Origin of the sequence: Pantoea sp. NSTU24 (assembly GCF_050157905.1) — a bacterium.
Taxonomy (GTDB): Bacteria; Pseudomonadota; Gammaproteobacteria; order Enterobacterales; family Enterobacteriaceae; genus Pantoea.
In genome coordinates, this window is record NZ_JBKIWZ010000001.1 from 43,321 (window position 1) to 68,829 (window position 25,509).

Annotated in this window: 17 protein-coding genes and 1 pseudogene; 6 read left to right on the top strand and 12 right to left on the bottom strand. The window is 58.5% G+C overall.

Translation table 11 applies throughout. The annotated features are described in order from the left end of the window. Window positions 1-2: 2 nt before the first annotated feature. From carB to ACLHDD_RS00205, 4 genes are all read left to right on the top strand, one after another. A complete protein-coding gene (carB, locus tag ACLHDD_RS00190; RefSeq protein ID WP_427102450.1) occupies window positions 3-3,230 on the top strand; it encodes a carbamoyl-phosphate synthase large subunit in 3,228 nt (1,075 codons plus the stop codon). A gap of 248 nt (window positions 3,231-3,478) precedes the next feature. Beyond that, window positions 3,479-4,612, top strand: a complete 1,134-nt coding sequence (locus tag ACLHDD_RS00195; RefSeq protein WP_427102451.1) for a porin — start codon at window positions 3,479-3,481, stop codon at window positions 4,610-4,612. A gap of 235 nt (window positions 4,613-4,847) precedes the next feature. Then, window positions 4,848-5,330, top strand: a complete 483-nt coding sequence (gene folA, locus ACLHDD_RS00200) for a type 3 dihydrofolate reductase (RefSeq protein ID WP_427102452.1) — start codon at window positions 4,848-4,850, stop codon at window positions 5,328-5,330. A 90-nt stretch (window positions 5,331-5,420) separates the two neighbouring features. After that, a complete protein-coding gene (locus ACLHDD_RS00205; RefSeq protein WP_427102453.1) occupies window positions 5,421-7,304 on the top strand; it encodes a PhoX family protein in 1,884 nt (627 codons plus the stop codon). Window positions 7,305-7,337: 33 nt separating this feature from the next. Here ACLHDD_RS00205 and apaH read toward each other — a convergent pair whose 3' ends face one another. From apaH to lptD, 6 genes are read right to left on the bottom strand one after another with little or no spacing between them, the layout of a single operon-like run. Continuing rightward, the gene (gene apaH / locus ACLHDD_RS00210) at window positions 7,338-8,195 is read right to left on the bottom strand and encodes a bis(5'-nucleosyl)-tetraphosphatase (symmetrical) ApaH (protein ID WP_427102454.1); all 858 of its coding nucleotides are present in this window, start codon (window positions 8,193-8,195) and stop codon (window positions 7,338-7,340) included. A gap of 53 nt (window positions 8,196-8,248) precedes the next feature. After that, window positions 8,249-8,626, bottom strand: coding sequence for a Co2+/Mg2+ efflux protein ApaG (gene apaG, locus ACLHDD_RS00215; protein ID WP_427102455.1), 378 nt, complete (start codon window positions 8,624-8,626; stop codon window positions 8,249-8,251). A gap of 3 nt (window positions 8,627-8,629) precedes the next feature. Further along, window positions 8,630-9,451, bottom strand: a complete 822-nt coding sequence (gene rsmA, locus ACLHDD_RS00220; protein WP_111139379.1) for a 16S rRNA (adenine(1518)-N(6)/adenine(1519)-N(6))-dimethyltransferase RsmA — start codon at window positions 9,449-9,451, stop codon at window positions 8,630-8,632. Then, the gene (gene pdxA / locus ACLHDD_RS00225; protein WP_427102456.1) at window positions 9,444-10,433 is read right to left on the bottom strand and encodes a 4-hydroxythreonine-4-phosphate dehydrogenase PdxA; all 990 of its coding nucleotides are present in this window, start codon (window positions 10,431-10,433) and stop codon (window positions 9,444-9,446) included. The genes rsmA and pdxA overlap by 8 nt, the downstream gene beginning before the upstream one ends. After that, a complete protein-coding gene (surA, locus tag ACLHDD_RS00230) occupies window positions 10,423-11,718 on the bottom strand; it encodes a peptidylprolyl isomerase SurA (protein WP_427102457.1) in 1,296 nt (431 codons plus the stop codon). Before surA ends, pdxA begins: the two co-directional genes overlap by 11 nt. Before the next feature lie 54 nt (window positions 11,719-11,772). Beyond that, a complete protein-coding gene (gene lptD / locus ACLHDD_RS00235) occupies window positions 11,773-14,139 on the bottom strand; it encodes an LPS assembly protein LptD (RefSeq protein WP_427102458.1) in 2,367 nt (788 codons plus the stop codon). Between the two features lie 182 nt (window positions 14,140-14,321). Here lptD and djlA point away from each other — a divergent pair, with 182 nt between their 5' ends. Next, a complete protein-coding gene (djlA, locus tag ACLHDD_RS00240; RefSeq protein ID WP_427102459.1) occupies window positions 14,322-15,131 on the top strand; it encodes a co-chaperone DjlA in 810 nt (269 codons plus the stop codon). 63 nt (window positions 15,132-15,194) lie between these two features. Here the strand turns inward: djlA and rluA are convergent, their stop codons facing one another. The 3 genes and pseudogenes from rluA to polB form a co-directional block, all read right to left on the bottom strand. Beyond that, complete coding sequence (gene rluA, locus ACLHDD_RS00245) at window positions 15,195-15,848, bottom strand: bifunctional tRNA pseudouridine(32) synthase/23S rRNA pseudouridine(746) synthase RluA (RefSeq protein WP_427102460.1); 654 nt, start codon at window positions 15,846-15,848, stop codon at window positions 15,195-15,197. A gap of 40 nt (window positions 15,849-15,888) precedes the next feature. Next, window positions 15,889-18,794 (bottom strand): annotated as a pseudogene (rapA, locus tag ACLHDD_RS00250) (RNA polymerase-associated protein RapA). Between the two features lie 153 nt (window positions 18,795-18,947). Further along, a complete protein-coding gene (gene polB / locus ACLHDD_RS00255; protein WP_427105145.1) occupies window positions 18,948-21,302 on the bottom strand; it encodes a DNA polymerase II in 2,355 nt (784 codons plus the stop codon). A gap of 175 nt (window positions 21,303-21,477) precedes the next feature. Between polB and ACLHDD_RS00260 the strand changes: the two genes are divergently transcribed. Next, the gene (locus ACLHDD_RS00260) at window positions 21,478-22,242 is read left to right on the top strand and encodes a DedA family protein (RefSeq protein ID WP_427102461.1); all 765 of its coding nucleotides are present in this window, start codon (window positions 21,478-21,480) and stop codon (window positions 22,240-22,242) included. A gap of 5 nt (window positions 22,243-22,247) precedes the next feature. Here the strand turns inward: ACLHDD_RS00260 and thiQ are convergent, their stop codons facing one another. The 3 genes from thiQ to thiB are packed head-to-tail and all read right to left on the bottom strand — an operon-like array spanning window position 22,248 to window position 25,505. Continuing rightward, entirely contained in the window at window positions 22,248-22,949 is a 702-nt protein-coding gene (thiQ, locus tag ACLHDD_RS00265; protein WP_427102462.1) for a thiamine ABC transporter ATP-binding protein ThiQ, read from the bottom strand. Further along, window positions 22,933-24,543, bottom strand: coding sequence for a thiamine/thiamine pyrophosphate ABC transporter permease ThiP (gene thiP / locus ACLHDD_RS00270; RefSeq protein ID WP_427102463.1), 1,611 nt, complete (start codon window positions 24,541-24,543; stop codon window positions 22,933-22,935). Before thiP ends, thiQ begins: the two co-directional genes overlap by 17 nt. Next, the gene (gene thiB, locus ACLHDD_RS00275) at window positions 24,519-25,505 is read right to left on the bottom strand and encodes a thiamine ABC transporter substrate binding subunit (RefSeq protein WP_427102464.1); all 987 of its coding nucleotides are present in this window, start codon (window positions 25,503-25,505) and stop codon (window positions 24,519-24,521) included. The genes thiP and thiB overlap by 25 nt, the downstream gene beginning before the upstream one ends. Window positions 25,506-25,509 lie beyond the last annotated feature (4 nt).

A 25,509-nucleotide genomic window follows, 5' to 3' on the forward strand; every position in this document is an offset into this window, starting at 1 on the left:
TCATGCCAAAACGTACAGACCTGAAATCCATCCTGATTCTTGGGGCCGGTCCGATTGTGATCGGACAGGCCTGCGAATTCGACTACTCCGGCGCGCAGGCGTGTAAGGCGCTGCGTGAAGAGGGTTACCGCGTCATTCTGGTCAACTCCAACCCGGCGACCATCATGACCGACCCGGAAATGGCCGATGCGACCTATATCGAGCCGATCAACTGGGAAGTGGTGCGTAAGATCATCGAAAAAGAGCGCCCGGATGCCGTTCTGCCGACCATGGGCGGCCAGACCGCGCTGAACTGTGCGCTGGAGCTGGAACGTCACGGCGTGCTGGAAGAGTTCGGCGTCACCATGATCGGCGCGACCGCCGATGCGATCGATAAAGCGGAAGATCGTCGCCGCTTCGACGTGGCGATGAAGAGCATCGGTCTGGACACCGCGCGTTCCGGTATTGCGCACACCATGGAAGAGGCGCTGGCCGTCGCCGACGATGTGGGCTTCCCCTGCATTATCCGTCCCTCCTTTACCATGGGCGGCACGGGGGGCGGTATCGCCTATAACCGTGAAGAGTTCGAAGAGATCTGCGAACGCGGCCTCGACCTCTCCCCGACTAATGAGCTGCTGATCGATGAGTCGCTGATTGGCTGGAAAGAGTATGAGATGGAAGTGGTGCGTGATAAAAACGACAACTGCATCATCGTCTGCTCGATTGAAAACTTCGACGCGATGGGGATCCATACCGGTGACTCCATTACGGTCGCGCCTGCGCAGACGCTCACCGACAAAGAGTATCAGATCATGCGTAACGCCTCGCTGGCGGTACTGCGTGAAATCGGTGTGGAAACCGGTGGCTCCAACGTCCAGTTCTCGGTGAACCCGAAAGATGGCCGTCTGATTGTCATCGAGATGAACCCGCGTGTTTCACGCTCCTCGGCGCTGGCGTCAAAAGCAACTGGCTTCCCGATTGCGAAAGTCGCGGCCAAGCTGGCGGTGGGTTACACCCTCGATGAGCTGATGAACGATATCACCGGTGGATTAACCCCGGCGTCGTTCGAACCGTCCATCGACTACGTCGTCACCAAGATTCCCCGTTTTAACTTTGAAAAATTCGCCGGTGCTAACGACCGCCTGACCACCCAGATGAAGTCGGTCGGTGAAGTCATGGCAATTGGCCGCACGTTCCAGGAGTCCATGCAGAAAGCGCTGCGCGGCCTGGAAGTCGGGGCTAACGGCTTTGACCCGAAAGTTCACCTCGACGATCCGGAAGCGTTAACCCGTATCCGCCGCGAGCTGAAAGACGCCGGTGCTGATCGCATCTGGTATATCGCAGATGCATTCCGTGCGGGCATGTCAGTGGATGGTGTCTTCAACCTGACCAATATCGACCGCTGGTTCCTGGTACAAATCGAAGAGCTGGTACGGCTGGAAGACCAGGTGGCGCGTGAAGGCGTTAACAGCCTGGATGCGACCTTCCTGCGCGTACTGAAGCGTAAAGGCTTTGCTGATGCGCGTCTGGCCACGCTGGCCGGCGTGGCTGAAAGCGAAATCCGCAAACTGCGTCAGCAATTTAACCTGCACCCGGTCTACAAGCGCGTGGACACCTGTGCCGCCGAGTTCGCGACAGACACGGCCTACATGTACTCCACGTATGAAGAGGAGTGCGAGGCCAATCCGAGCCCGGATCGCGAAAAAATCATGATTCTGGGCGGCGGACCGAACCGTATCGGCCAGGGCATTGAATTTGACTACTGCTGCGTTCACGCCGCCCTGGCGCTGCGTGAAGATGGTTATCAGACCATCATGGTCAACTGTAACCCGGAAACGGTTTCGACTGATTACGACACCTCCGATCGTCTCTACTTCGAGCCGGTCACGCTGGAAGATGTGCTGGAAATTGTGCGCATCGAGCAGCCGAAAGGCGTGATCGTGCAGTATGGCGGTCAGACACCGCTGAAACTGGCGCGTGCGCTGGAAGCGGCAGGGGTACCCGTTATCGGCACCAGTCCGGACTCGATTGACCGCGCGGAAGACCGTGAGCGTTTCCAGCAGGCGGTCGATCGTCTGAGCCTGAAGCAGCCCGCTAACGCCACGGTGACTACGCTGGAACAGGCCGTTGAGAAGGCTGCAGGTCTGGGCTATCCGCTGGTGGTGCGTCCTTCTTATGTCCTGGGCGGCCGCGCTATGGAAATCGTCTACGACGAACTCGACCTCAAGCGCTATTTCCAGACGGCGGTGTCGGTATCCAACGATGCGCCGGTTCTGCTGGATCGCTTCCTGGATGATGCGGTGGAAGTGGACGTGGATGCGATCTGCGACGGTGAGCGGGTGCTGATTGGCGGCATCATGGAACATATCGAGCAGGCTGGTGTTCACTCCGGTGACTCCGCCTGTTCACTGCCGGCCTACACCCTGAGTCAGGAGATTCAGAATGTGATGCGTCAGCAGGTGGAAAGACTGGCGTTTGAGCTGAATGTACGCGGTCTGATGAACGTGCAGTTTGCGGTGAAAGATAACGAAGTCTATCTGATTGAGGTGAACCCACGCGCAGCGCGTACCGTACCGTTCGTCTCTAAAGCAACCGGTGTGCCGCTGGCGAAAGTGGCCGCACGCGTGATGGCGGGTAAAACCCTGGCCGCGCAGGGCGTCACCGAAGAGGTGATTCCGCCGTACTACTCTGTTAAAGAAGTGGTGCTGCCGTTTAACAAGTTTCCGGGTGTTGACCCGATCCTTGGCCCGGAAATGCGTTCGACCGGTGAAGTCATGGGCGTGGGCCGCACCTTCGCGGAGGCATTCTCCAAAGCGATGCTGGGCGCGCAGAGCAACATGAAGAAGTCGGGCCGTGCGCTGCTCTCGGTGCGCGAAGGCGACAAGAAGCGGATCGTTGACCTGGCCGCTAAGCTGCAGAAGTTTGGTTTTGAGCTGGATGCGACACACGGCACGGCGGTGGTACTGGGCGAAGCAGGCATCAACCCGCGCCTGGTCAACAAGGTGCACGAAGGCCGTCCGCACATCCAGGATCGTCTGAAGAATGGCGAATACAGCTACATCGTCAATACCACGGCAGGCCGCCAGGCGATTGAAGATTCGAAGCTTATCCGCCGCAGCGCGCTGCAGTACAAAGTCCATTACGACACCACGCTGAATGGTGGCTTTGCCACCGCGATGGCGCTGAATGCGGATCCGACGGAGCAGGTTATCTCCGTTCAGGAGATGCATGCCCAGATAAAGGCGATGTAATGTAAAAACGGCTCCTGCGGGGGCCGTTTTTTTGCCTTGATTCTGGCGATAATCTTAAAATCAGGTCCGGAAAAAGCAAAGAGTTTGCGTTAAAGTTACTGATTTGACTTATCTTTTTAGCTATAGGTGCGAAATGGAGCAGTTCGCACAAATCTATAAAACGAAACGCTTCCTGAACGCATTTCTCGCCAGTACTATGCCTGCCGCTCATCACCAGAGCGTATCAGGACACGAATAAAAAAATGAAAATGCGTACTTTTTCTCTGAGTGCAGTGGCTGCACTGATGGCTGTTCTTCCTTTCGCCAGCCAGGCGGAAATCACCCTGCTGAAGCAGGATCCGCAGGCAGGCGATCCGCTCAGCCGGCTGACCTTTACGTTTGGCGGCAGCATTCGTGCTCAGGTCAACCATCAGACCGGCGTGAATGACAAATCCTATAAGCGCGACGGTTTTGACGGCGGCACCCGTTTCCGCTTTGGCGCGGACTACTACCTGTTCGATGACGTCAGCTGGGTCAGCTACTATGAGCTGGGCGTTAACGTCCCGGCCCTGTTCAGCTGGGACGGTCACTATGCCGACGGGGCGAATAACACTACCCGCCGCCAGCTTTACACCGGTCTGAAAAGCAAAACCTGGGGTCAGCTGACCTTTGGTCAGCAGAACAGCGTTTACTACGACACCGTAGGCGCCAAGACCGATATCTGGGATTACGATATGATCGGCCAGGCACCGGGCAACGGGATCAACGGCGACTACGACGGCTCTTACCGTTCACGCAAGCAGCTGAAATATAAAAACAGCTTCGGCGATGTGGATCTCTTCGCCTCTTACCTGTTCGACGACAATGAGTTCCTGCCGGGCAATGGCCTGCGCTACAAGCGTAAAGGCGGCGGTTCACTGGGTGTGGACTACCACATCACCGACGATCTGAGCTGGGGCACCGCGTGGAACTACACCCGTGCGGCGATGCGTAACCCGAACAACGGCGACAGCAAAACCTACGACCAGAACATCTTCGGTACTGCGCTGAGCTGGACACCGGGTAACTGGACGCTCTCCGCTGGCGGTGGCTGGTATCAGAACTTCATGACCACCAAACGCAAAGATGTGCATGACTACTTTGCGGGCGATGCGTGGGGCCTGGAATATTTCGCTGGCTACAAAATTCCGGTCGCACAGTATGGCCTGAAAGCGGTTCAGCCTTACGTGATGGGCGATCGTATCGAGTACGCGAACGGCCGCGACTACCAGCGCATCGATAACGGTCTGGGTGTGACGCTGTTCCTCGACTACGGTTTCCGTGTTGATTACGAACATGTCTTTACCTCCAGCACCGATAACCTGGGTGACATGAACCTGGTGCGTCTGCGCTACGACTTCTGATCATCCTGACGGCTCCTGCGGGAGCCGTCTTCTTATGCGGCCCCAGTTTATGCCAGACTGAAACCGCTGACTGGCGAGCTGCAGCAAACTAACGCGATTACGCGGTGAAAAACGCTACACAGGCTGTGAAAAACGGCGTCATAAAAAGCTTTACGCAAATAGACCGATCCCCCTATCGACGAAACTTTCACCTTTACGTATCATGGCGCCAATTTTTTTTCAGTGAGTGGTTAACATGATTAGTCTTATCGCGGCATTAGCAGCAGATCGCATTATTGGAATGGAAAACGCCATGCCGTGGGACCTGCCTGCCGATCTGGCGTGGTTCAAACGCAATACGCTGAAGAAACCAGTGATTATGGGCCGGCTGACGTTTGAATCAATTGGTCGTCCTCTGCCTGGCCGCCTGAATATTGTGGTGAGCCGTCAGCCCGGCAGCGCAGAAGGGGTCACCTGGGTCACGTCGCTGGATGACGCACTTCAGGCCGCCGGTGATGCAGAAGAGATCATGGTGATTGGCGGTGGGCGCATCTATGAGCAGATGCTGAAGCGTGCTGATCGTCTTTACCTGACCCATATCGATGCAGAAGTTGAAGGCGATACCCAGTTCCCGGATTACGAGCCGGACGAGTGGCAATCGACGTTCAGCGAATTTCACGATGCTGATGAGCAGAACTCCCACAGCTACTGCTTCGAGATCCTTGACCGTCGTCGCTAATCCCGCCCCCATCCGGCTGTAACCTGGCTGTCATCATTATTCATTAGCATTGCTTCTTTTCTGGGATCGTGACAAAGGAAGCAATCACCAATGAAAATCGAATTATCCGCATTAAGCACTGACCGCCTGCCTGATCCACTGCGTCGTAAATTTCTTGCCGGTTCCGGTGCTCTTGGCCTGACCGGCTTTCTCAGCGGCGGCCTGACGCTTTCATCCGGCGCGCGGGCCGCAGAGAAACCGGCGGGGAGCGCGCTGCTGGGCTTTCAGGCGATTGCCGCCTCGACCGCCGACGACGTGGTGGTGGCGCCCGGCTACCGCGCCGAGGTGCTGATCTCATGGGGCGATCCGCTGGTAAACGGGGCCGCCGCGTTCGATCCGCACGGCAACAACAGCGCGGAGGATCAGGAAAAGCAGTTTGGTGACAATAATGACGGAATGAGCTTCTTTGCCATCGACGATCATCGCGGTGTAATGGCGATCAACAATGAATATGTCAACGAACCCACGCTGTTTGCCCACGGTGGCAGCAAAGCGACCAGCCTGGAGGATGTGAAAAAGTCACAGGCGGCGCACGGTATTTCCGTGGTGGAAGTGAAGCGGGGCGAGGATAATCGCTGGCAGGTGGTGCGTCCGTCTGACTACAACCGCCGTATTACCGCGAATACCCCGATGCGCTTTTCAGGCCCCGCCGCGGGTGACAAGGCACTGCAGACCGCAGCCGATCCGCAGGGCATGAATGTCCTCGGCACCTTTGGTAACTGCGCCAACGGCAAAACGCCCTGGGGCACCTATCTGACCTGCGAAGAAAACTATGACACCTATTTCGGCACTCAGCAGGCGGACTTCACGCCGAGCCCGCAGCAGAAGCGCTATACCCTGAATGCCGCCGAGCCGGAGCGGAACTGGGCCGATTTCGATCCCCGATTTGATGTCGCGAAAAACCCCAACGAATTTAACCGCCACGGCTGGATAGTGGAAATCGATCCCTTTGATCCCCACTCCGTGCCGATCAAACGCACCGCGCTGGGCCGCTTCAAACATGAGAATGCGGCGGTCACGGTCGCTAAAACCGGTCAGCTGGTGGTGTACATGGGGGATGATGAGCGCGGCGAGTATATCTATAAATATGTTTCCGACGATCGGGTTATCCCGGATGACGCGAAAGCCAATCGGGGGCTGCTGGACAAGGGCACGCTCTATGTGGCGCAGTTCAATGGCGATGCGCAGGGCACGCCGCTTAAAGGCACCGGGCGCTGGCTGGCACTGAAGTGGGGCGAAAATGGCCTCACCGCAGAAAGGGGCTTCAGCAGCCAGGCTGATGTCCTGATCAACGCGCGCGCGGCGGCCGATGTGGTGAACGCCACCCGCATGGACCGGCCGGAATGGATCGCCGTGAATCCGCATGATGGCCGCGCCTACTGCACGCTGACCAACAACAACAAGCGCGGTAACGAGGGGATGCCCGTTAATGCGGCCAACCCGCGGCCCAAAAATATCTATGGCCAGATTATCCGCTGGGATGAGAAGGGCGATGCCACCGCGCTGTCGTTTGAGTGGGATATTTATGCGCTGTGCGGTAATCCGATCGCCCACCCTGAGGGGATCTATCGCGGCACGCCCAACATCACCGCAGAGAATACCTTCAACAGCCCGGATGGTCTGGGATTTGATGCCGCAGGACGCCTGTGGATCCTGACCGATGGCAAATACAGTAACAAAGAGGATTATCAGGGGCAGGGGAATAATCAGATGCTGGTGGGCGATCCCGACAGCGGCGAGATCCGCCGCTTTATGGTCGGCCCGAAATCGTGCGAGCTGACCGGCATTACCTTCACGCCCGATTACAGAACGCTGTTCGTCAATGTGCAGCATCCCGGCGAAGAGGGGGACTCCCATTTCCCGCACAACAGCCCGCGTCCGCGCTCATCGGTGATCATGATCACCCGCGAAGATGGCGGCGTTATCGGGGCCTGAGACAACATGCTGGCCTGACGGCCAGCATGATCGTTACAGCGCAGGCGGGGCCAGGCTGTCGCTGGCAGCCAGCGCTTTTTCACGGTTGGAGGGCTGCACCACATAGCGCTGTGTCTCCCAGTGCAGCAGGGTCAGCGTTCCGCCCCAGCAGCAGCCGGTGTCCAGACCGATTATCCCTTCAGGCGTGCCTTTACCTTCCAGCGCCGCCCAGTGACCAAAGATAATGGTGTAATCGCGTGCGACCGGCCCCTCAAGGGTAAACCAGGGTTTCAGCGGGGGAAGCGCCGACTCCGGCGCATCTTTGCAGATCATATCCAGCTGACCATTCGGGAAGCAGTAACGCATGCGGGTCAGGGCGTTGGTGCTGAAGCGCAGACGGGCCAGACCGGTCAGGTCTTCACTCCAGTTGTTTGGCATGTCGCCATACATGGCATCCAGGAACAGCGGATAGCTGTCGCTGGCAAGCACCGCTTCAACTTCACGCGCACACTTTTTTGCGGTCTCAATATCCCACTGCGGCGTAACACCGGCATGGCCCATCACCAGCTTCTTCTCTTCATCCACCTGCAGCAGGGGCTGGCGACGCAGCCAGTTAATCAGCTCGTCCGCATCCTCTGCTTCCAGCAGCGGCGTCAGACGATCTTTGGGCTTGTTGCGGCTGATCCCGGCGTAGACCGCCAGCAGATGCAAATCGTGATTACCCAGCACCAGACGCACCGCGTCGCCCAGCGATTTTACGTAGCGCAGAACCTCAAGCGAGCCGGGGCCGCGCGCCACCAGGTCGCCGGTCAGCCACAGGGTGTCCTGTTCAGGGTTGAAATCGACCTGTTGCAGCAATGCCCGTAATTCGTCGTAGCAACCATGAACGTCGCCAATCAGGTATGTGCTCATAACGTTTTATCCATCAGGAAGGTGCCCGGCTCCGCGGGCAAAAAGCGTGTGAATCAGTGAATATGGGTCTGAACGGCGAGGCGGAACACCGGGATATCGACGTGAAAGGTTTCACCCTGCTCATCGACCATCACATAGTGCCCCTGCATGGTGCCCATTGGGGTTTCGATCACGGCACCGCTGGTGTACTGAAACTCATTGCCGGGAGCGATGTGGGGCTGTTCACCCACCACGCCTTCACCCTGAACTTCCGTTTCGCGACCATTACCGTTGGTAATCAGCCAGTAGCGCCCCAGCAGTTGCACAGCGGAACGACCCAGGTTGCGTATCGTAATGGTATAGGCGAAGACGTAGCGATCCTCATCCGGCGAGGATTGAGAGGCGACGTACTGGCTCTGTACATGGACGGAGACGCGGGCCGTTTCACTCATGACTTACTCCTGCGATTTTCCCTGATGATTCGCCAGCCAGTTGGCCAGCTGACAGTATTGCGCGACCGAAACGTTTTCAGCGCGCAGGCCGGGATCGATGGACAACTCTTCCAGTGCACCCGCCGTGACCATGTGGTTCAGGCTGTTTCGCAACGTTTTGCGGCGCTGGCCAAAGGCTTCGGTCGTAATGCGGCTCAGAATACGCACGTCGCTGACCGGATGGGGCGGCTCGGCAAAAGGCACCAGACGCACCACTGCAGAGTCCACTTTCGGTGGCGGCGTAAAGGCGTGCGGCGGCACTTCCAGCACCGGGATCACCTGGCAGTAATATTGCGCCATCACCGTCAGGCGGCCATAAGCTTTACTGCCCGGACCGGCAACCAGACGGTTAACCACCTCTTTCTGCAGCATGAAGTGCATATCTTTGATCGAACCAGTATAGCTGAAAAGGTGGAACATCAGCGGGGTCGAAATGTTATACGGCAGGTTACCAAATACCCGCAGCGGCTGGCCTCGCTCCTGCGCCAGGGCGGCGAAGTCGAAGGTCATGGCATCCTGCTGGAAGATAGTCAGTTTCGGGCCAAGGAACGGGTGGGTCTGCAGACGCGCGGCGAGATCGCGGTCCAGCTCGACCACCGTTAAGCTATCAAGGCGTTCGCCTACCGGCTCGGTCAGGGCACCCAGGCCAGGACCGATCTCGACCAGCGCTTCATCGCGCTGTGGATGAATAGCGGAGACAATGCTGTCGATAATGTACTGATCGTTCAGGAAGTTCTGCCCGAAACGTTTACGGGCGTAGTGCCCCTGATGGACGCGATTATTCATTACTGCTCTTGATCATAGTGATGGCGAGGTTAAGCGCCGTGATGAAGCTGCCCGGTTCCGCCTGACCCAGCCCGGCGAGTTCAAGCGCGGTGCCGTGGTCAACGGAGGTCCGGATAAAGGGCAGGCCCAGGGTAATATTTACTGCCCGGCCAAACCCCTGAAATTTAAGGACCGGCAGGCCCTGGTCGTGATACATCGCCAGAACCGCATCGGCATGTTGCAGATACTTAGGCTGGAACAGCGTATCTGCAGGCAGCGGGCCGGTCAGCCTGATACCCTGCTGACGCAACTCATCCAGTGCCGGCGTAATCGTTTCGATCTCTTCGCGGCCCAGATGGCCACCTTCGCCCGCGTGGGGGTTAAGACCGCAGACGTAGATGTGTGGCTCGGCGATCGCAAACTTCTGCTGCAGATCGCGATGCAGAATCGTGATCACCTCATGCAGGCATTCGCGCGTTACCGCCGCGGCGACATCCTTCAGTGGCAGATGGGTTGTCGCCAGCGCAACGCGCAGCGCTTCAGTCGCCAGCATCATCACGACGCGATGACCGCCTGCGCGGTCGGCGAAGAACTCAGTATGGCCGGTGAAGGCGATACCGGCATCGTTGATCACGCCTTTATGCACCGGACCGGTGATCAGCGCGGCAAACTCACCGGACAGACAACCGTCACAGGCGCGCGTCAGCGTGGCCAGCACATAATCGCTATTCGCAACGCAGAGCTCGCCAGGCGTTACCGGTTCAGCGGTTTCAACGGGCAGGATAGTCAGTGTCCCCGCCTGTTGTGGCTCGGCAGCCACGCCAGGCTGATAAGGTCGCAGGGTCAGTGGCAGGCCGAGCTGCGCCGCACGCTGCTTTAGCAGAGCCGGTGAGGCGCACACCACCAGCTCAACCGGCCACGCCTGCTGAGCCAGCTGAACGGTGAGATCGGGACCAATCCCGGCGGGTTCGCCGGGCGTGATCACCACACGATTACTGCGCATTGCCATCCAGAATCTTCACATAGGCGCTGGCGCGCTGTTCCTGCATCCAGGTCTGCGCTTCTTCCGCAAACTTACGGTTGAACAGCATACGGTATGCGCGCTCTTTCTGAGCCGCATCGGTCTTATCGACCTGACGGGTATCCAGCAGCTGAATCAGATGCCAGCCGAAAGAGGAGTGGACCGGCTGACTGAGCTGACCTTTCTGCAGACGCAGCAGCGCGTCGCGGAACGCCGGATCGAAAACTTCCGGTGACGTCCAGCCGAGATCGCCGCCCTGGTTAGCCGAACCCGGATCGTCAGAGTACTGCTTGGCCGCGGCAGCGAAGGTAGTTTTTCCACTGCGGATGTCGGCAGCGATCTGCTCCAGCTGCGCGCGCGCCTGACTGTCAGTCAGGATCGGTGATGGCTTCAGCAGGATGTGACGTGAATGCACTTCGGTGACGGAGACATTTTTGCTCTCGCCGCGCAGGTCGTTCACTTTCAGGATGTGGAAGCCCACACCGGAACGGATCGGCCCGACGATATCGCCTTTTTTAGCCGTTGCCAACGCCTGAGCAAACAGGGTCGGCAGCTCTTCGATTTTGCCCCAGCCCATGTTGCCGCCTTTCAGCGCCTGAGAGTCGGCGGAATAGGTGACAGCCATCTTGCCGAAGTCAGCGCCATTTTTCAGTTCGCCAACCAGCTGTTTTGCCAGCGTCTCCTGCTCATCGACCTGCTGCTGCGTCGGGTTTTCCGGCAGCGGCAGCAGAATATGACTGACGTTCAGCTCGGTGCCCTGGCTGTTCTGAGAGCCAATCTGGGCAGCCAGCGTATCGACTTCCTGCGGCAGGATGGTGACGCGACGACGTACTTCGTTGTTGCGGACTTCGGCAATCATCATCTCTTTGCGGATCTGAGCACGGTAGACGCTGTAGTTCATGCCGTCATAAGCCAGACGGCTACGCAGCTGATCGAGGCTCATACGGTTCTGGGCTGCGATGTTCTGAATAGCCTGGTCCAGCTGTTCGTCGCTGATCTGAACGCCCGCTTTCTCGCCCATCTGCAGGATGATGTTGTCCATGATCTGACGTTCCAGGATCTGATGGCGCAATGTTTTATCATCGGGCAGCTGCTGATTTGCCTGCCGGGCCTGAGATTTAACCGTACTCATCATGCCGTCAACGTCACTCTCAAGAACCACGCCGTTATTGACTACGGCAGCAACTTTATCAACGACTTGTGGTGCTGCGAACGCAGTGTTGGCACTGAGTGCCACACCAAGAATCAGCATTCTCCAGTTCTTCATACTTTATCCATTGTTGGTTCCGCACTGCGGGATTGCCTGTCAAACATCACAACATCAGAAAGCGGGCTGGTAAGGAATAATGCCCTGACGCAGCATATCGTTGGTACCTAAACCGTAGTTAGGACTCAGACCACGCAGCTCAATGTTGAATGAGATTTGGTTGTCATATTTACTGTCGTTGTTTTCCCAACCGTTAATTTTGCGTTCGTAACCGACCCGGATCGCATAACAGCATGAGCTGTACTGCACGCCAACCAACTGCGATGCCGGACGCGAGTTGCGGGTATCGTAGTAGTAAGCGCCTACCACAGACCATGCATCGGCAATCGGCCAGCTGGCCGTGGTGCCCACCTGTGAAATCCCGTTTTTGTAAATACGGTTGTTAACCAGGTTGCTGTCGTTCAGCGCAGCCGCAACATATTCCGGGCTGCTATAACGGTAGCTCAGCTGCACCATGCGGTCGGCATCGCGGCGATATTCCAGGACGGTATTGCCCTGAGAGACGTTGTCGAGTTTGGTGTCATACTGCAGACCACCCCGGACGCCCCAGCGATCGCTGATTTTCCAGTATGTATCGCCAGCCCAGATCAGGCTGCCGGTATCATCTTCTTTACTGGTTTGATTCACACCAGTACGAGAAGGGGTAAACGAGTAGATTTGACCCACAGAAACGTTAAAACGTTCGACCAGATCGGTATCATAAATACGGGAGGTGACGCCGGTCGCCACTTCATTCGCAGAAGCGATGCGATCCAGGCCGCTGTAAGTACGATCGCGGAACAGGCCGGTATAGTCAGTTTGCAGCAGCGTGGAGTCGTATGGATAGATGTTGCTCTGATTGCGGTACGGGATATAGAGGTACTGCACCCGTGGCTCCAGCGTCTGGGTGTAACCCACCGCCGAGTTCATGTCGCGGTCAAAGACCAGCCGGCCATCGACCTTAAACTGCGGCAGCGTACGGTTAACGGACTCTTTAAGCTGGTTGTTACGATCGGTGTCGATGTTGTTGTTGTAATACTCAACATCATCCTGCTGATAGTGCGTCGCCAGTAATTTGGCTTCGGTATCCAGGCTGGCCCAGCCGTTGGACAGCGGCAGGTTCAGGGTCGGCTCAATATGCAGGCGGGTCGCTTCAGGGTAGCGATCGCTGACGTTGGTAAACTTCACCGCCTGGGCATAGATCCGGCCATCAAACGGACCGATATCATTCTGATAGAGATTGACGTCCAGCTGCGGCATGGCGCGGTAGACGTTGCTGTTACTGGTGTTACCAAATACCTGGAAATCTTTGGTGGAAAGCGTGGCATCCCAGTTGGTATCTGCGTAGCCAATACTGAATTTTTGCGTGGCGTAGTTATCGGTCGAGCTGTAGTACTTCGAGTCGAGATCGTTGAAGTAGTAGCTATCACTGACCTTGGTGTAGTCCGCATTGAAACGCCAGTTTTTGTCATAGACGCCAGCATGACGCCAGTAGAATAACCAGCGATTAGAACTGTCATCTTCGGCGATACCGCGCAACGCTTTATCTTTGTCGTACTGCTTGTCTGAACCGAGATAATCGAACTCCATCAGACCAGCGCCCAGCTCTGTCAGATAGCGGAATTCATTTTCAAACTTCATGCCGCGCTTGCTGATGTAGTGCGGCGTAATGGTGGCATCGGCCTGCGGCGCGATGTTCCAGTAATAGGGCAGCATGAACTCAAAGCCGTTGTTGCTGCCATATTTTGCATTGGGAATAAGGAAACCGGAGCGACGACGATCGCCAATCGGTAACTGCAGATAGGGGCTGTAAAAGACCGGCACGGAACCGATCTTAAAGCGGGCATTCCAGATCTCGGCCACTTCCTCTTCGCGATCCTGGATCACTTCAGATCCCACCACACTCCAGCTGTTTGAGCCCGGCAGGCAGGAGGTAAAGGTGCCGTTTTCCAGGATGGTGTAGCGGTTGTCGCCGCGCAACTTCATCTGATCGGCAGTCCCGCGTCCCTGACGATCCACCATCTGGTAATCACCGTTCCAGACGTTAGTATCTTTGGTGTTGAGATTTGACCAGGCTTTCGGACCTTTCAGGATGACCTGATTGTCATCGTAGTGCACATTACCCAGCGCATCGACGGTGCGAACCGGGGCGGTCTGGCCGTTCTGCTGGCGCTGATGAAGCTGAACTTCATCGGCCTGCATGCGGCTGTTACCCTGCTCAATATTGACGTTGCCGGTAAATACCGCATCGTCGGGATAGTTCCCTTTGGCGGCGTCAGAATTGATGGTGACAGGCAGCTGATTCGCATCGCCATTGACCAGCGGGCGATTGTAACTCGGCACGCCTAACATACACTGCGACATCAAATCGTCGGCAAAGGCTTGCTGGCTAATGGCTGCGCCGATCAGTGTGGCCAGCAGGGTAGGTATATGTTTTTTCATACGCGGTATCGAGAATTCCATGAAAACTGGCATCATGCCGACAATCGGGTCAGAGACTAACTTACTGCCCGGCGTTGCGCCAGTGTTAATCCTGGTCTGTCAGCGTTGCTGTTAGGCGCTGAGGTAAATGACAGGTATGATAATGCAATTTTCAGCCGCAAGCATGGCGAATTGAGGAGTTTATGCGCTACTGGGGAAAAGTTGTGGGTCTGGCAGTGGGATTACTTTCCGGCGCAGGCTTCTGGGGTATTGTGATCGGTTTGATCATTGGCCACATGATTGACAAAGTACGCGGTGCGCAAGGCAAGGCTTACTTCTCAAACAATCAGACCCGACAGACGCTGTTTTTCAGCACTACCTTTCAGGTGATGGGCCATCTGACCAAGTCAAAAGGGCGTGTCACCGAAGCCGATATTCAGATTGCATCGCTGTTAATGGAGCGGATGCAGCTGCACGGTGACTCACGCACGGCGGCCCAGCGCGCCTTCCGCGAAGGCAAGCAGGCGGATTACCCGTTACGCAGTAAACTGCGTGAACTGCGCAGCGCCTGCTTTGGCCGCTTCGATCTGATCCGGATGTTTCTGGAGATTCAGATTCAGGCCGCTTTTGCCGATGGGTCGCTGCACCCCAACGAGCGCCAGGTGCTTTATGTGATTGCCGAGGAGCTGGGTATCTCACGCGTGCAGTTCGATCAGTTTCTGCGCATGATGGAGGGCGGGCAGCAGTTTGGCGGCGGCCAGCGTGGATCTGGCGGTTTCCAGCAGGCGCAACGCGGACCGACGCTGGACGACGCCTGCAGCGTGCTGGGCGTGAAGCCGGGTGATGACGCCACCACGATTAAGCGTGCCTACCGCAAGCTGATGAGTGAGCATCACCCTGACAAGCTGGTGGCGAAAGGTCTGCCGCCTGAGATGATGGAGATGGCGAAGCAGAAAGCGCAGGAGATTCAGGCGGCGTACGATCTGATTCGTAAAGAGAAAGGCTTTAAGTAATTTCCGGCTGCATGGCCTCTTCTGCTACAGAGGAGGCTTGCAGGCACCGGCAGCGTGGGGTTCTCAGAAGTCGGCAGGCTGGCGGAACGTCATCGCATTGCCAAACGCCGGATGTGTGATGGTCAGCGACTCCGCATGCAGCAGCAGGCGTGAGGCCATCGCCCTGGCGTCCGGATGAGCATAGAAGTTATCACCCAGAATCGGATGACCCAGCGCCAGCATGTGGACCCGCAGCTGGTGCGAGCGACCGGTGATCGGCTTCAGCGACACGCGCGCGCTGTTATCGTCACGGTATTCCAGCACCTGATACGCCGTCTGCGCGGCTTTACCGTTCTCAAAACAGACCATCTGCTTCGGACGATTCGGCCAGTCGCAGATCAGCGGCAGATCAACCAGACCCTCCTCCTTTTCCGGATGTCCCCAGATGCAGGCCACGTAGGTTTTGGCTGGCTCGCGCTCGCGGAACTGACGTTTCAGTTCACGCTCGGCGTCCTTGGTCAGGGCGACGACCAGCACGCCGCTGGTCGCCATATCCAGCCGATGGACCGACTCCGCCTGCGGGAAGTCCCGCTGAATCCGCGTCATCACGCTGTCTTTGTTTTCAGGTAACCGGCCGGGTACCGAGAGCAGACCGCTGGGTTTATTAACCACCATGATATGCGCATCCTGATAAAGAATGTGCAGCCAGGGGTCGCGCGGCGGATTGTAAGGTTCCATGGGGCTTTCCAAAAAAAGAGGGGCCATGCGGCCCCTGAGCTTACTGGTGGGTCACGACAATCAGGCGCAGCGCGTCGAGACGCCAGTTAGCCTGATCGAGACTTTCCAGCACCTGTTCGCGGTTGCTTTCCAGCGCCTCGATTTCATCTTCACGGATGTTCGGGTTCACGGCCTTCAGCGCGTTGAGACGCGAGAGCTCAGCGCCCAGCTTCTCGTTCGCCTCGGCGCGCGCAGCGTCAATCAACGCACGCGCTTCGCTGACGACGCTCTCTTCACCCTGCAGCAGAATCGCATGCACATCCTGCTGGACCGCATTCACCAGTTTGCTGGCGGTATGACGGTTCACCGCGTTGAGCTGACGGTTGAAGCTCTCGAACTCCACTTTATCCGCCAGATTGGTGCCTTTGGTATCCATCAGCAGACGGATCGGCGTTGGCGGCAGGAAGCGCGTCAGTTGCAGATGCTTCGGCGCCTGCGCCTCTACGACATAGATCAGCTCGACCAGCAGCGTGCCGACCGGCAGCGCCTTGTTTTTCAGCAGCGACAGCGCGCTGCTGCCCGTATCGCCCGAGAGAATCAGGTCCAGACCGTTGCGGATCAGCGGGTGCTCCCAGGTAATGAACTGGGTATCCTCGCGGGACAGCGCCTGGTCGCGGTTAAAGGTGATGGTGCAGCCATCTTCCGGCAGACCAGGGAAATCGGGCACCAGCATGTGGTCGGACGGCGTCAGGACGATCAGGTTATCGCTGCGATCTTCCTGATTGATACCGACGATATCAAACAGGTTGAGTGCGAAGTTAACCAGACCGGTGTCGTTATCCTGCTCGCTGATGGCATTGGCCAGCAGCTGGGCCGATTCGCCGCCGTTGGAGTTCAGCTCCAGCAGACGATCGCGGCCCTGTTCCAGCTGCGCTTTCAGTGCTTCATGCTGTTTGCGGCACTCGCTGATAAACGTATCGAAACCTTCGCTGTTTTCCGGCGCGGCCAGATAGCCAATCAGCTCTGAATGCACGCTGTCATAAATGGTGCGGCCGGTCGGGCAGGTGTGTTCAAACGCATCCAGCCCCTCGTGATACCAGCGCAGCAGCACAGCCTGAGCGGTCTGCTCCAGCCACGGCACCAGAATCTGAATATCATGCGCCTGACCGATACGATCCAGACGGCCGATACGCTGCTCCAGCAGGTCCGGATTAAACGGCAGATCAAACATCACCAGACGGCTGGCGAACTGGAAGTTACGCCCTTCGGAGCCGATTTCAGAGCACAACAGTACCTGCGCGCCATTCTCTTCGGAGGCGAACCAGGCCGCAGCACGGTCACGTTCAATGATCGACAGACCTTCATGGAACACGGCGGCCCGGATACCTTCACGTTCGCGCAGTACCTGCTCCAGCTGCAGTGCCGTGGCGGCTTTGGCGCAGATCACCAGCACTTTCTCTTTGCGGTTGCTGGTGAGATAGCCCATCAGCCACTCAACGCGTGGGTCAAAGTTCCACCAGGTGCCGCTGTCGCCTTCAAATTCCTGATAAATCTGTTCCGGATAGAGCAGGTCACGCGCACGTTCTTCGGCACTTTTGCGCGCGCCCATAATGCCGGAAACTTTAATCGCAGTCTGATACTGCGCGGGCAGGGGCAGACGGATCTGGTGCAGCTCGCGTTTCGGAAAGCCTTTAACCCCATTTCGGGTGTTGCGGAACAGCACGCGGCTGGTGCCGTGACGATCCATCAGCATGGAGATCAGCTCCTGGCGCGCCTCCTGCTTGCCATCGCGATCGCTGTTAGCGACCTGCAGCAGCGGCTCGATGTCCTGTTCGCCGACCAGGTCGTTGATCCGGTTCATCTCCGCCTGAGAGATCGCCTTGTCTGCCAGCAGCGCCGTCACGGCGTCGGCAATCGGGCGAAAATGCTGCTGCTCTTCAACAAAGGCATCAAAATCGTGGAAGCGATCCGGGTCAAGCAGACGCAGACGGGCGAAATGGCTCTCCATACCCAGCTGCTCCGGCGTCGCGGTCAGCAGGAGAACGCCGGCGATTTTCTCTGCCAGCTGTTCGATGACCTGATATTCACGGCTCGGCTCGCCTTCTGACCAGGCAAGATGGTGCGCTTCATCGACCACCAGCAGATCCCATTCGGCATCCGCCAGTTTCTCAAGGCGCTGACGGTTGCGGCGCACAAAGTCGAGCGAACAGATAATCAGCTGCTCGGTTTCAAACGGGTTATCGCTGTCGTGCTGCGCTTCGGTGTAGCGGTCATCATCAAACAGCGCAAAGCGCAGGTTGAAGCGACGCAGCATCTCGACCAGCCACTGGTGCTGTAAGGTTTCAGGCACCACAATCAGGACACGTTCGGCCCGGCCCGCCAGCAGCTGCTGCTGGATGATCATGCCGGCTTCAATGGTTTTTCCCAGACCCACTTCATCGGCCAGCAGCACGCGCGGCGCATGGCGGCGGCCCACATCGTGGGCAATGTGCAGCTGGTGCGGGATCAGGTTGGTGCGCATACCGCGTAAGCCACTGATCGGCAGACGGTACTGCTCACTCTGGTATTTACGGGCGCGAAAGCGCAGGGCAAAGCGATCCATCCGGTCGAGCTGGCCGGCAAACAGGCGATCCTGGGGTTTGCTGAACACCAGTTTGCTGTCGAGCATCACTTCGCGCAGCATCACGTCGCTCTCGTCGGTATCCAGACGGGTACCGATGTAGGTCATCAGGTCATTTTCGTTGCGGACGTCATCGACGCGCATCTGCCAGCCTTCGTGGCTGGTGATGGTGTCACCCGGGTTAAAGATGACGCGGGTAACCGGCGAATCGTTGCGGGCGTAGAGGCGGTTTTCCCCGTGGCCGGGAAGAGCAGGGTGATCATGCGGGTATCGATCGCCACCACGGTGCCCAGTCCCAGTTCACTTTCCGTATCACTAATCCAGCGCTGACCTAATGTAAAAACCATATATTTTTTGCTCGAATTTTAACGTTTTTAGAGGTGTTTCCCAAAACTCAGACAATAGCGTTACCGCCAGACAGCAGGGTCTGGAGCGTACTTAAGAGCGGTGAGTTTCAGGAAGGGCGCTATGGTACTGGATGGCAGGGCGTTCGTCACCTGTCAAAAAAGACCCAGCTGCCCGGTAATCAGTGTAGCAAAGTCCCCGTCCACAAAGGGCAGGATCCCTTCAGCAACCGGCTGAAGTTGCCGGGTCACGTAGTGATCATAGTCCAGTGGCGTGCTGCGCGCCTCCAGTGGCTCGGGCCCCGCCGTCGCCATGACGTAACGGATCCGGCCACCGTTCTGATACTGCAGCGGGCGGTTTAATTTGCGATTCTGCTCGTCGGCCAACCGCGCCGCGCGAACGTGGGGCGGCACGTTTCGTTCATACTCTTTTAGCGGACGGCGCAGACGCTTTTTGTAGATCAGCTGATCGTCGAGTTCCCCCGCCAGCAGCTGCGCCACCGTCTCCCGAATGTAATCCTGCCAGGGTTCCCGGTGGAAGATGCGATGATAGAGCTGCTGCTGAAAGGTTTTGGCCAGCGGCGTCCAGTCGGTCCGCACCGACTCCAGCCCCCTGAAGACCATGCGTTCGCCGTCTGCGTCACGGATCAGGCCCGCGTAGCGTTTTTTGCTGCCCTGTTCCGCGCCGCGAATGGTCGGCATCAGAAAACGGCAGAAGTGGCTTTCATACTCCAGCTCCAGCGCGCTGGTCAGTCCCTGGGTCTGCTGCAGATGGTCATGCCACCAGGCATTCACCTTCTGCACCAGCTGCTGACCAATCGCCGCTGCTTCTTCTTCGTCGTGAGCCGACTTCAGCCAGACAAAGGTGGAGTCGGTGTCGCCATAGATCACATCGTAACCTTCCGCCTCAATCAGCGCGCGGGTCTGCTGCATGATGGCGTGACCGCGCAGCGTAATCGAGGAGGCGAGACGCGGATCGAAGAAGCGACAGGCGCTGGTGCCCAGCACGCCGTAAAAGGCGTTCATAATGATTTTCAGCGCCTGCGACAGCGGCTGGTTGTTCTGCTTTTTCGCCGCGTCTCGGCCCAGCCAGATCTGCTCAACCATCGCCGGCAGGCAGTGGGTGTGTCGCGAGAAGCGCGCTTCGCGGAACCCCGCGACCGAATCGGCATCATCGGGATGGGCCAGGCCTTCCACCAGTCCGACCGGGTCGATCAGGAAGGTGCGGATAATAGAGGGGTAGAGGCTCTTATAGTCCAGCACCAGCACGGAATCATAGAGGCCGGGGCGCGAATCCATCACATAGCCGCCCGGACTCGCTTCCGGCGCGACATCTCCCCGGTTGGGCGCGACAAACCCGGCGCGGTGCATCCGGGGAATATAGAGATGACTGAAAGCCGCCACCGATCCGCCATGACGATCCACCGCCAGGCCGTTGACCGCCGCGCGCTCCAGCAGAAACGGCATAATCGCCGTCTTGTGGAAAATGCGCGTGACCAGCTCGCAATCTTTCAGGTTATAGCGCGCCAGCGCCGGTTTATCGTTGGCGAAGCGCCAGTTGATCTCCTCCATGCGCTGCCAGGGATTATCGATCGCTTTCCCTTCGCCCAGCAGCTGCTGCGACACCGACTCCAGGCTGAAGGAGGGGAAATCCCAGAACGCCGATTTAAGGGCCTCGATGCCATCAATAATCAGGCGGCCGCTGGCAAGGGCGAAGAAAACCCCAGGCTTGAAGCCATGTTCACGCCACTCCAGCGCGGCCTGCTGGCGGCCCAGACGCAGCGGAATGCCGTAGCGGTCGGCATGTTTCTGCAGCACGCGCAGGTCAAACTGCACCACATTCCAGCCAATCAGCACATCCGGATCGTGCTCGGCAAACCACTGATTCAGCGCCTCAATCAGCTGAGGACGGCTGTCGAGATAGATCAGGTCAAAATCGAGGGCGCTGGCGTCGCCGTTGGCCGGGCCGAGCATGTAGACCTGACGCTGACCGCAGCCTTCCAGCCCGATGCAGTACAGTTCACCATGCTGGGTGGTTTCGATATCCAGTGACACCCACTTCAGGGGCGGGCGATAGTCGGGATGCGGCTTGAGCCGCGCATTCACCACGCTGTCACCCTGCTGTTCGCCATCAAACCAGACGGGCGCGGTGATAAAACGTTCCATCAGATAGCGATCCGGTGGGCGGATGTCCGCCTCATAGACCGGAATGCCCTGTTCGCGCAGCCGTTTTTCAATGCGCTGAAGCTGCCGGTTCTGCGGGCAGTAGAGGCCGAAAACCGGGCGGCGACGGAAATCTTTCAGCGCCAGCGACTGAATCCGAAACTGACGTTCATCCTGGAGTAACGCGCGCACCTGCACCTGAAACACCTCAGGAATAAAGGCCACGGACTCCTGCACCGGCAGCACTACGCGCTGCGGGCCCGCATCGGTGGCGAGCCAGAGGATAATTTCCGTGCCATGCGGGCTGTCGCGCCAGTGGCGGGTGAGCACAAAACCTGCGCGGGGCATCATCAGCAGTTCTCCGGACTCAGCATTTCAGGGATGAGAAAACCCGTTAAGTATACCATGGATATTTATACAGTTCCCGCAGCTGGCTTTTGTCAACATTGCCCTACAATTCTTGCCTTGACGCTGTGTGGCTGGCTCAGGACAATCCAGCCTTCTGCTTTTGCTAAGGATGATTATGGAAGCCTGGATTCAACAACTGATTACACAGTCCCTGGAATGGGCGCTGTTTGCCGTTGCGCTGGTGACGTTTCTGGAGTCGCTGGCGCTGGTCGGGCTGTTGCTGCCAGGCACGGTAATGATGGCCAGCCTGGGCGCGCTGGTCGGCAGCGGCGAGCTTGGCCTCTATCCGGCCTGGGCTGCGGGCTTTGCGGGCTGTCTGATTGGTGACTGGGTGTCCTACGGTATCGGCTGGAAATTCCAGGGGCCGCTGCACCGCTGGAAATATCTGCAGAAGTACACGGGGCTGCTGGATAAAACCGAGCACGCCCTGCATCAGCACAGCATGTTTACCATCCTGGTCGGGCGCTTTGTGGGGCCGACGCGGCCGCTGATCCCACTGGCAGCTGGCATGCTGGAGCTGCCGGTACGTAAGTTCCTGCCGCCGAACATCATCGGCTGCATCCTCTGGCCACCGCTCTATCTGCTGCCCGGCATTCTGGCGGGCGTGGCGATTGATGTGCCAAAGGCCGCGCAGGGCGGCAGCTTTAAGTGGCTGTTGCTGGGGGCTGCACTGCTGATCTGGCTGGGCGGCTGGTTATGCTGGCGCTGGTGGCGCAGCGGCAAAAGCCGCGACTGGGCTACCGCCTGGCTGCCGCCGGAACGTCTGCGCTGGGCAGGCCCGCTGGGGCTGATCGTCGCCGTAGCAGCGTTCGTCGGCATCCAGTTCCATCCGATGATGCCGGTTTTCCGCCATCTGCTGTGGCAGGTCTTTATCGCCTGACCGGCTTAACGACGCGGGATACCGAGGACATCGGCTTCCCGCGTCTCGCCCGACAGCAGCTGTCGGGTTTCGCCATCCCAGTAAACCCGGCCATCCACGATCACCACGCTGCGTGCGGCAATCTGCTGTGCATCTTCCAGACTGTGCGACACCATCAGCAGGGTGATGCCACGCGCGTCGCATACCGAACGCACCAGCTGGAGCATCTCTCCACGCAATGCCGGATCGAGCGCCGAGAAAGGCTCATCCAGCAGCAGCACTGGCCGATTCCGCAGCAGGCAGCGGGCCAGCGCGACCCGCTGTCGCTGGCCGCCCGACAGTTCGCCTGGCAGACGCGTCAGCAGATCGCCCAGGCCCACCTGCGCGGCCAGCGTGACCAGTTCCTGACGCTGCTGTGCCGTAAGCTTCAATCCCGGATGCAGCCCCAGCCCCATATTCTGCTGCACGCTGAGGTGCGGAAAGAGGTTATTTTCCTGAAACAGCATCGACACCGGTCGTCTGGCCGGGACGCTGTGCGTATGATCCTGGCCCTCGATAATCAGGGAGCCCTGGTTCACCGACAGGAAACCGGCGATCAGGCTCAGCAGGGTGCTTTTACCCGCGCCGCTGGGGCCGAGAATGGCGATGCGCTCGCCGCGTGCGGCATGAAGGCTGAAGCGCATCGGCAGATGCTGATAGAGGTAGGTAAGGTTATCGAGAGTCAGCATGGCGACCTGGCAATTTTTCCATTAGCGTGAACAGCAACAGGCAGAGCAGCAGCAGCAACAGGGCAGTGACTGCACCATCCGCGCCGCGATAGGCCCCTATCTGCTGATAAAGGTAAAACGGCAGCGTGTGGAAGTCGGCACTACCAAATAGCGCCACCACGCCAAAATCGCCCACCGACAGGACGCAGGCAAAGGCCAGCGCCTGCGCCAGCGGACGCTTCAGCGCCCGCAGCTCAATCAGCCGCAGCCGGTTCCAGCCGTGGATAGCCAGCGAATCACAGAGTCTGCCATAACGCTCCGCGACATCCCGCATCGGGTTTTCCAGCACTTTCATGGCATAAGGAATGGCAATCAGCGCATTGGTAAAGATCACCAGCCCCTCTGCCGAGTCGGGCAGGCCGATCGTGGTGTTGAACAGCAGGAAAAAGCCGGTGGCGAGGACAATGCCGGGCATCGCCAGGATCAGCATGCCGCTGGTGTCGATCAGCTGTGCGGCCATCGGACGCTGACGCAGCCGCAGCTCGCGGCTGCTCCACAGCAGCATCATCGTCAGCACCACGCAGAGCAGCCCCGCGCCCGTGGCGATTCGCAGCGAGGTGAAGGTCGCCTGCCAGAGTGCTGGCTGCGCCAGCGCACCCCGTATGCCGCCGTGCAGACCCTCGACGACCACCGCCGCCAGCGGGGGCAGCAGCAGGAGCAGCGCCAGCAGGATCAGCAGCGCATCAATCAGCTGTGCCGCACGCGAATCCTGCGGATCGCGCCAGCCGCTGAGCTGGCTGCTTCCGGCGGGAATCGCCTTGCTGAAGCGCTGACTGAGCAGCACCAGCGTCAGGCAGCAGCCGAGCTGGATCATTGCCAGCAGGGCGGCGCGGCCGGGATCATAGTCATAACTCAGAGCCTGGAAGATGGCCAGTTCGATGGTGGTCGCCTGCGGACCGCCGCCCAGCGACAGCACGGTGGCAAAGCTGGCAAAACAGAGCATAAAAATCAGCGCCCCGGCAGGCAGCAGCTGACGCCGCAGCCACGGCCACTCCAGCAGACGAAACTGATGCCAGCCGCGCAGGCCGAGCTGAGCCGTCAGCTGACGCTGCTCCGCCGGGATCTGCTCCAGCGCCTGCAGCAGCAGACGCGTCGCCAGCGGCAGGTTAAAGAAGACGTGCGCCAGCAGAATGCCTGACAGCCCATAAGGCGAGAAGTGATAGCCAATCCCGGCCCACTGGCAGAGCTGCGCCAGCCAGCCGGTACGTCCGTAAACCGTCAGCAGACCAAATATCGCCACCAGCACCGGCAGCACCAGGGTCATGGCGCACAGGCGCAGCAACAGCTGACGGCCCGGAAAGCGGCGACGATAGAGCGCCCGTGCCAGCGGCAGGGCGGGCAGCAGTGACAGCAGCGCAGAGAGCAGTGCCTGACCGAATGAGAACGCGATGACATGGCGCAGGTAATCATCCTGCAGCACGCTGCGCAGGTCGGTTTCCGGTGCGGCGCGCCAGAGCGCGCCGAAGGCCAGAAACGCCACCAGGGTTAACAGCAGCGTGGCGAATGAGCCGGGTAGCAGCCAGCGCGGCATCAGCGACTGACTGCGCGTTGCCACTGGCTAATCCAGCTGGCGCGCTGGCTGGCGACCTCTTCCGGCGAGAACTGCAGCGCAGTGGCGGGCACCGTCAGGGCGTTAAAACCGGCTGGCAGCGGTGTGGCGGTCACCGGGTACATCCAGTTGCCGGTTGGAATGGTGTGCTGGAAGTCGGGGGAGACCATAAACGTCATGAACTGCTGCGCCAGCTCGGGCTGTTTGCTGCTGGCTAACTGCGCGGCGACTTCGACCTGCAGATAGTGGCCTTCGGCAAACGGGGCGGCCGCATAATTCTCTTTCTTCTCTTCGATAATGTGATAAGCCGGTGACGTGGTGTAGCTCAGCACCAGATCGCTTTCCCCTTTCAGGAACAGGCCATAGGCTTCACTCCAGCCTTTAGTCACCGTCACGGTTTTCTGCGCCAGCTTCTGCCACGCCTGCGGTGCCTGATCACCATAGACTTTCTGCATCCAGAGCAGCAGACCTAAACCCGGTGTGCTGGTGCGGGGATCTTCGTAGATAACCCGCCACTTCTGCGGGCTGTCGACCAGCTCTTTCAGGCTTTTCGGCGGGTTTTTCAGCCGGGTTTTGTCATAGACAAAAGCGAAGTAGCCATAGTCGAAGGGAATGAAGGTCGTGTCATGCCAGCCACCAGGCAGGGTTAATCTGGCGGTGTCGACCTGACTTCTGGCGAACAGGCCGGTTTTCTGCGCCGCCTGGACCAGATTGTTGTCCAGTCCCAGCACCACATCCGCCTTGCTGTTTTTACCTTCCATCCGCACGCGGTTCAGCAGCGAGACGCCATCTTCCAGCGTGACAAATTTCAGTTCGCAGTTGCAGCGGGCTTCAAAGGCTTTTTTTACTGCCGGGCCAGGGCCCCAGTCGGCCGAGAAAGAGTCATAGGTATAGACCGTGAGCACCGGCTTAGCCGCCAGAACGGGGGCGGAGAGTAACAACAGGACCGGCAGAACTTTGTTTAACACTTTG

What these genes read in the sequence shown, in the direction of transcription:
- folA (WP_427102452.1), top strand. Translation starts at nt 4,848, where the DNA reads ATGATTAGTCTTATCGCGGCATTAGCAGCAGATCGCATTATTGGAATG.
- djlA (WP_427102459.1), top strand. Translation starts at nt 14,322, where the DNA reads ATGCGCTACTGGGGAAAAGTTGTGGGTCTGGCAGTGGGATTACTTTCC.
- polB (WP_427105145.1), bottom strand. Translation starts at nt 21,302, where the DNA reads ATGCCCCGCGCAGGTTTTGTGCTCACCCGCCACTGGCGCGACAGCCCG.
- surA (WP_427102457.1), bottom strand. Translation starts at nt 11,718, where the DNA reads ATGAAGAACTGGAGAATGCTGATTCTTGGTGTGGCACTCAGTGCCAAC.
- apaH (WP_427102454.1), bottom strand. Translation starts at nt 8,195, where the DNA reads ATGAGCACATACCTGATTGGCGACGTTCATGGTTGCTACGACGAATTA.
- apaG (WP_427102455.1), bottom strand. Translation starts at nt 8,626, where the DNA reads ATGAGTGAAACGGCCCGCGTCTCCGTCCATGTACAGAGCCAGTACGTC.
- carB (WP_427102450.1), top strand. Translation starts at nt 3, where the DNA reads ATGCCAAAACGTACAGACCTGAAATCCATCCTGATTCTTGGGGCCGGT.
- pdxA (WP_427102456.1), bottom strand. Translation starts at nt 10,433, where the DNA reads ATGCGCAGTAATCGTGTGGTGATCACGCCCGGCGAACCCGCCGGGATT.
- ACLHDD_RS00205 (WP_427102453.1), top strand. Translation starts at nt 5,421, where the DNA reads ATGAAAATCGAATTATCCGCATTAAGCACTGACCGCCTGCCTGATCCA.
- ACLHDD_RS00260 (WP_427102461.1), top strand. Translation starts at nt 21,478, where the DNA reads ATGGAAGCCTGGATTCAACAACTGATTACACAGTCCCTGGAATGGGCG.
- rsmA (WP_111139379.1), bottom strand. Translation starts at nt 9,451, where the DNA reads ATGAATAATCGCGTCCATCAGGGGCACTACGCCCGTAAACGTTTCGGG.
- thiQ (WP_427102462.1), bottom strand. Translation starts at nt 22,949, where the DNA reads ATGCTGACTCTCGATAACCTTACCTACCTCTATCAGCATCTGCCGATG.
- ACLHDD_RS00195 (WP_427102451.1), top strand. Translation starts at nt 3,479, where the DNA reads ATGCGTACTTTTTCTCTGAGTGCAGTGGCTGCACTGATGGCTGTTCTT.
- rluA (WP_427102460.1), bottom strand. Translation starts at nt 15,848, where the DNA reads ATGGAACCTTACAATCCGCCGCGCGACCCCTGGCTGCACATTCTTTAT.
- lptD (WP_427102458.1), bottom strand. Translation starts at nt 14,139, where the DNA reads ATGAAAAAACATATACCTACCCTGCTGGCCACACTGATCGGCGCAGCC.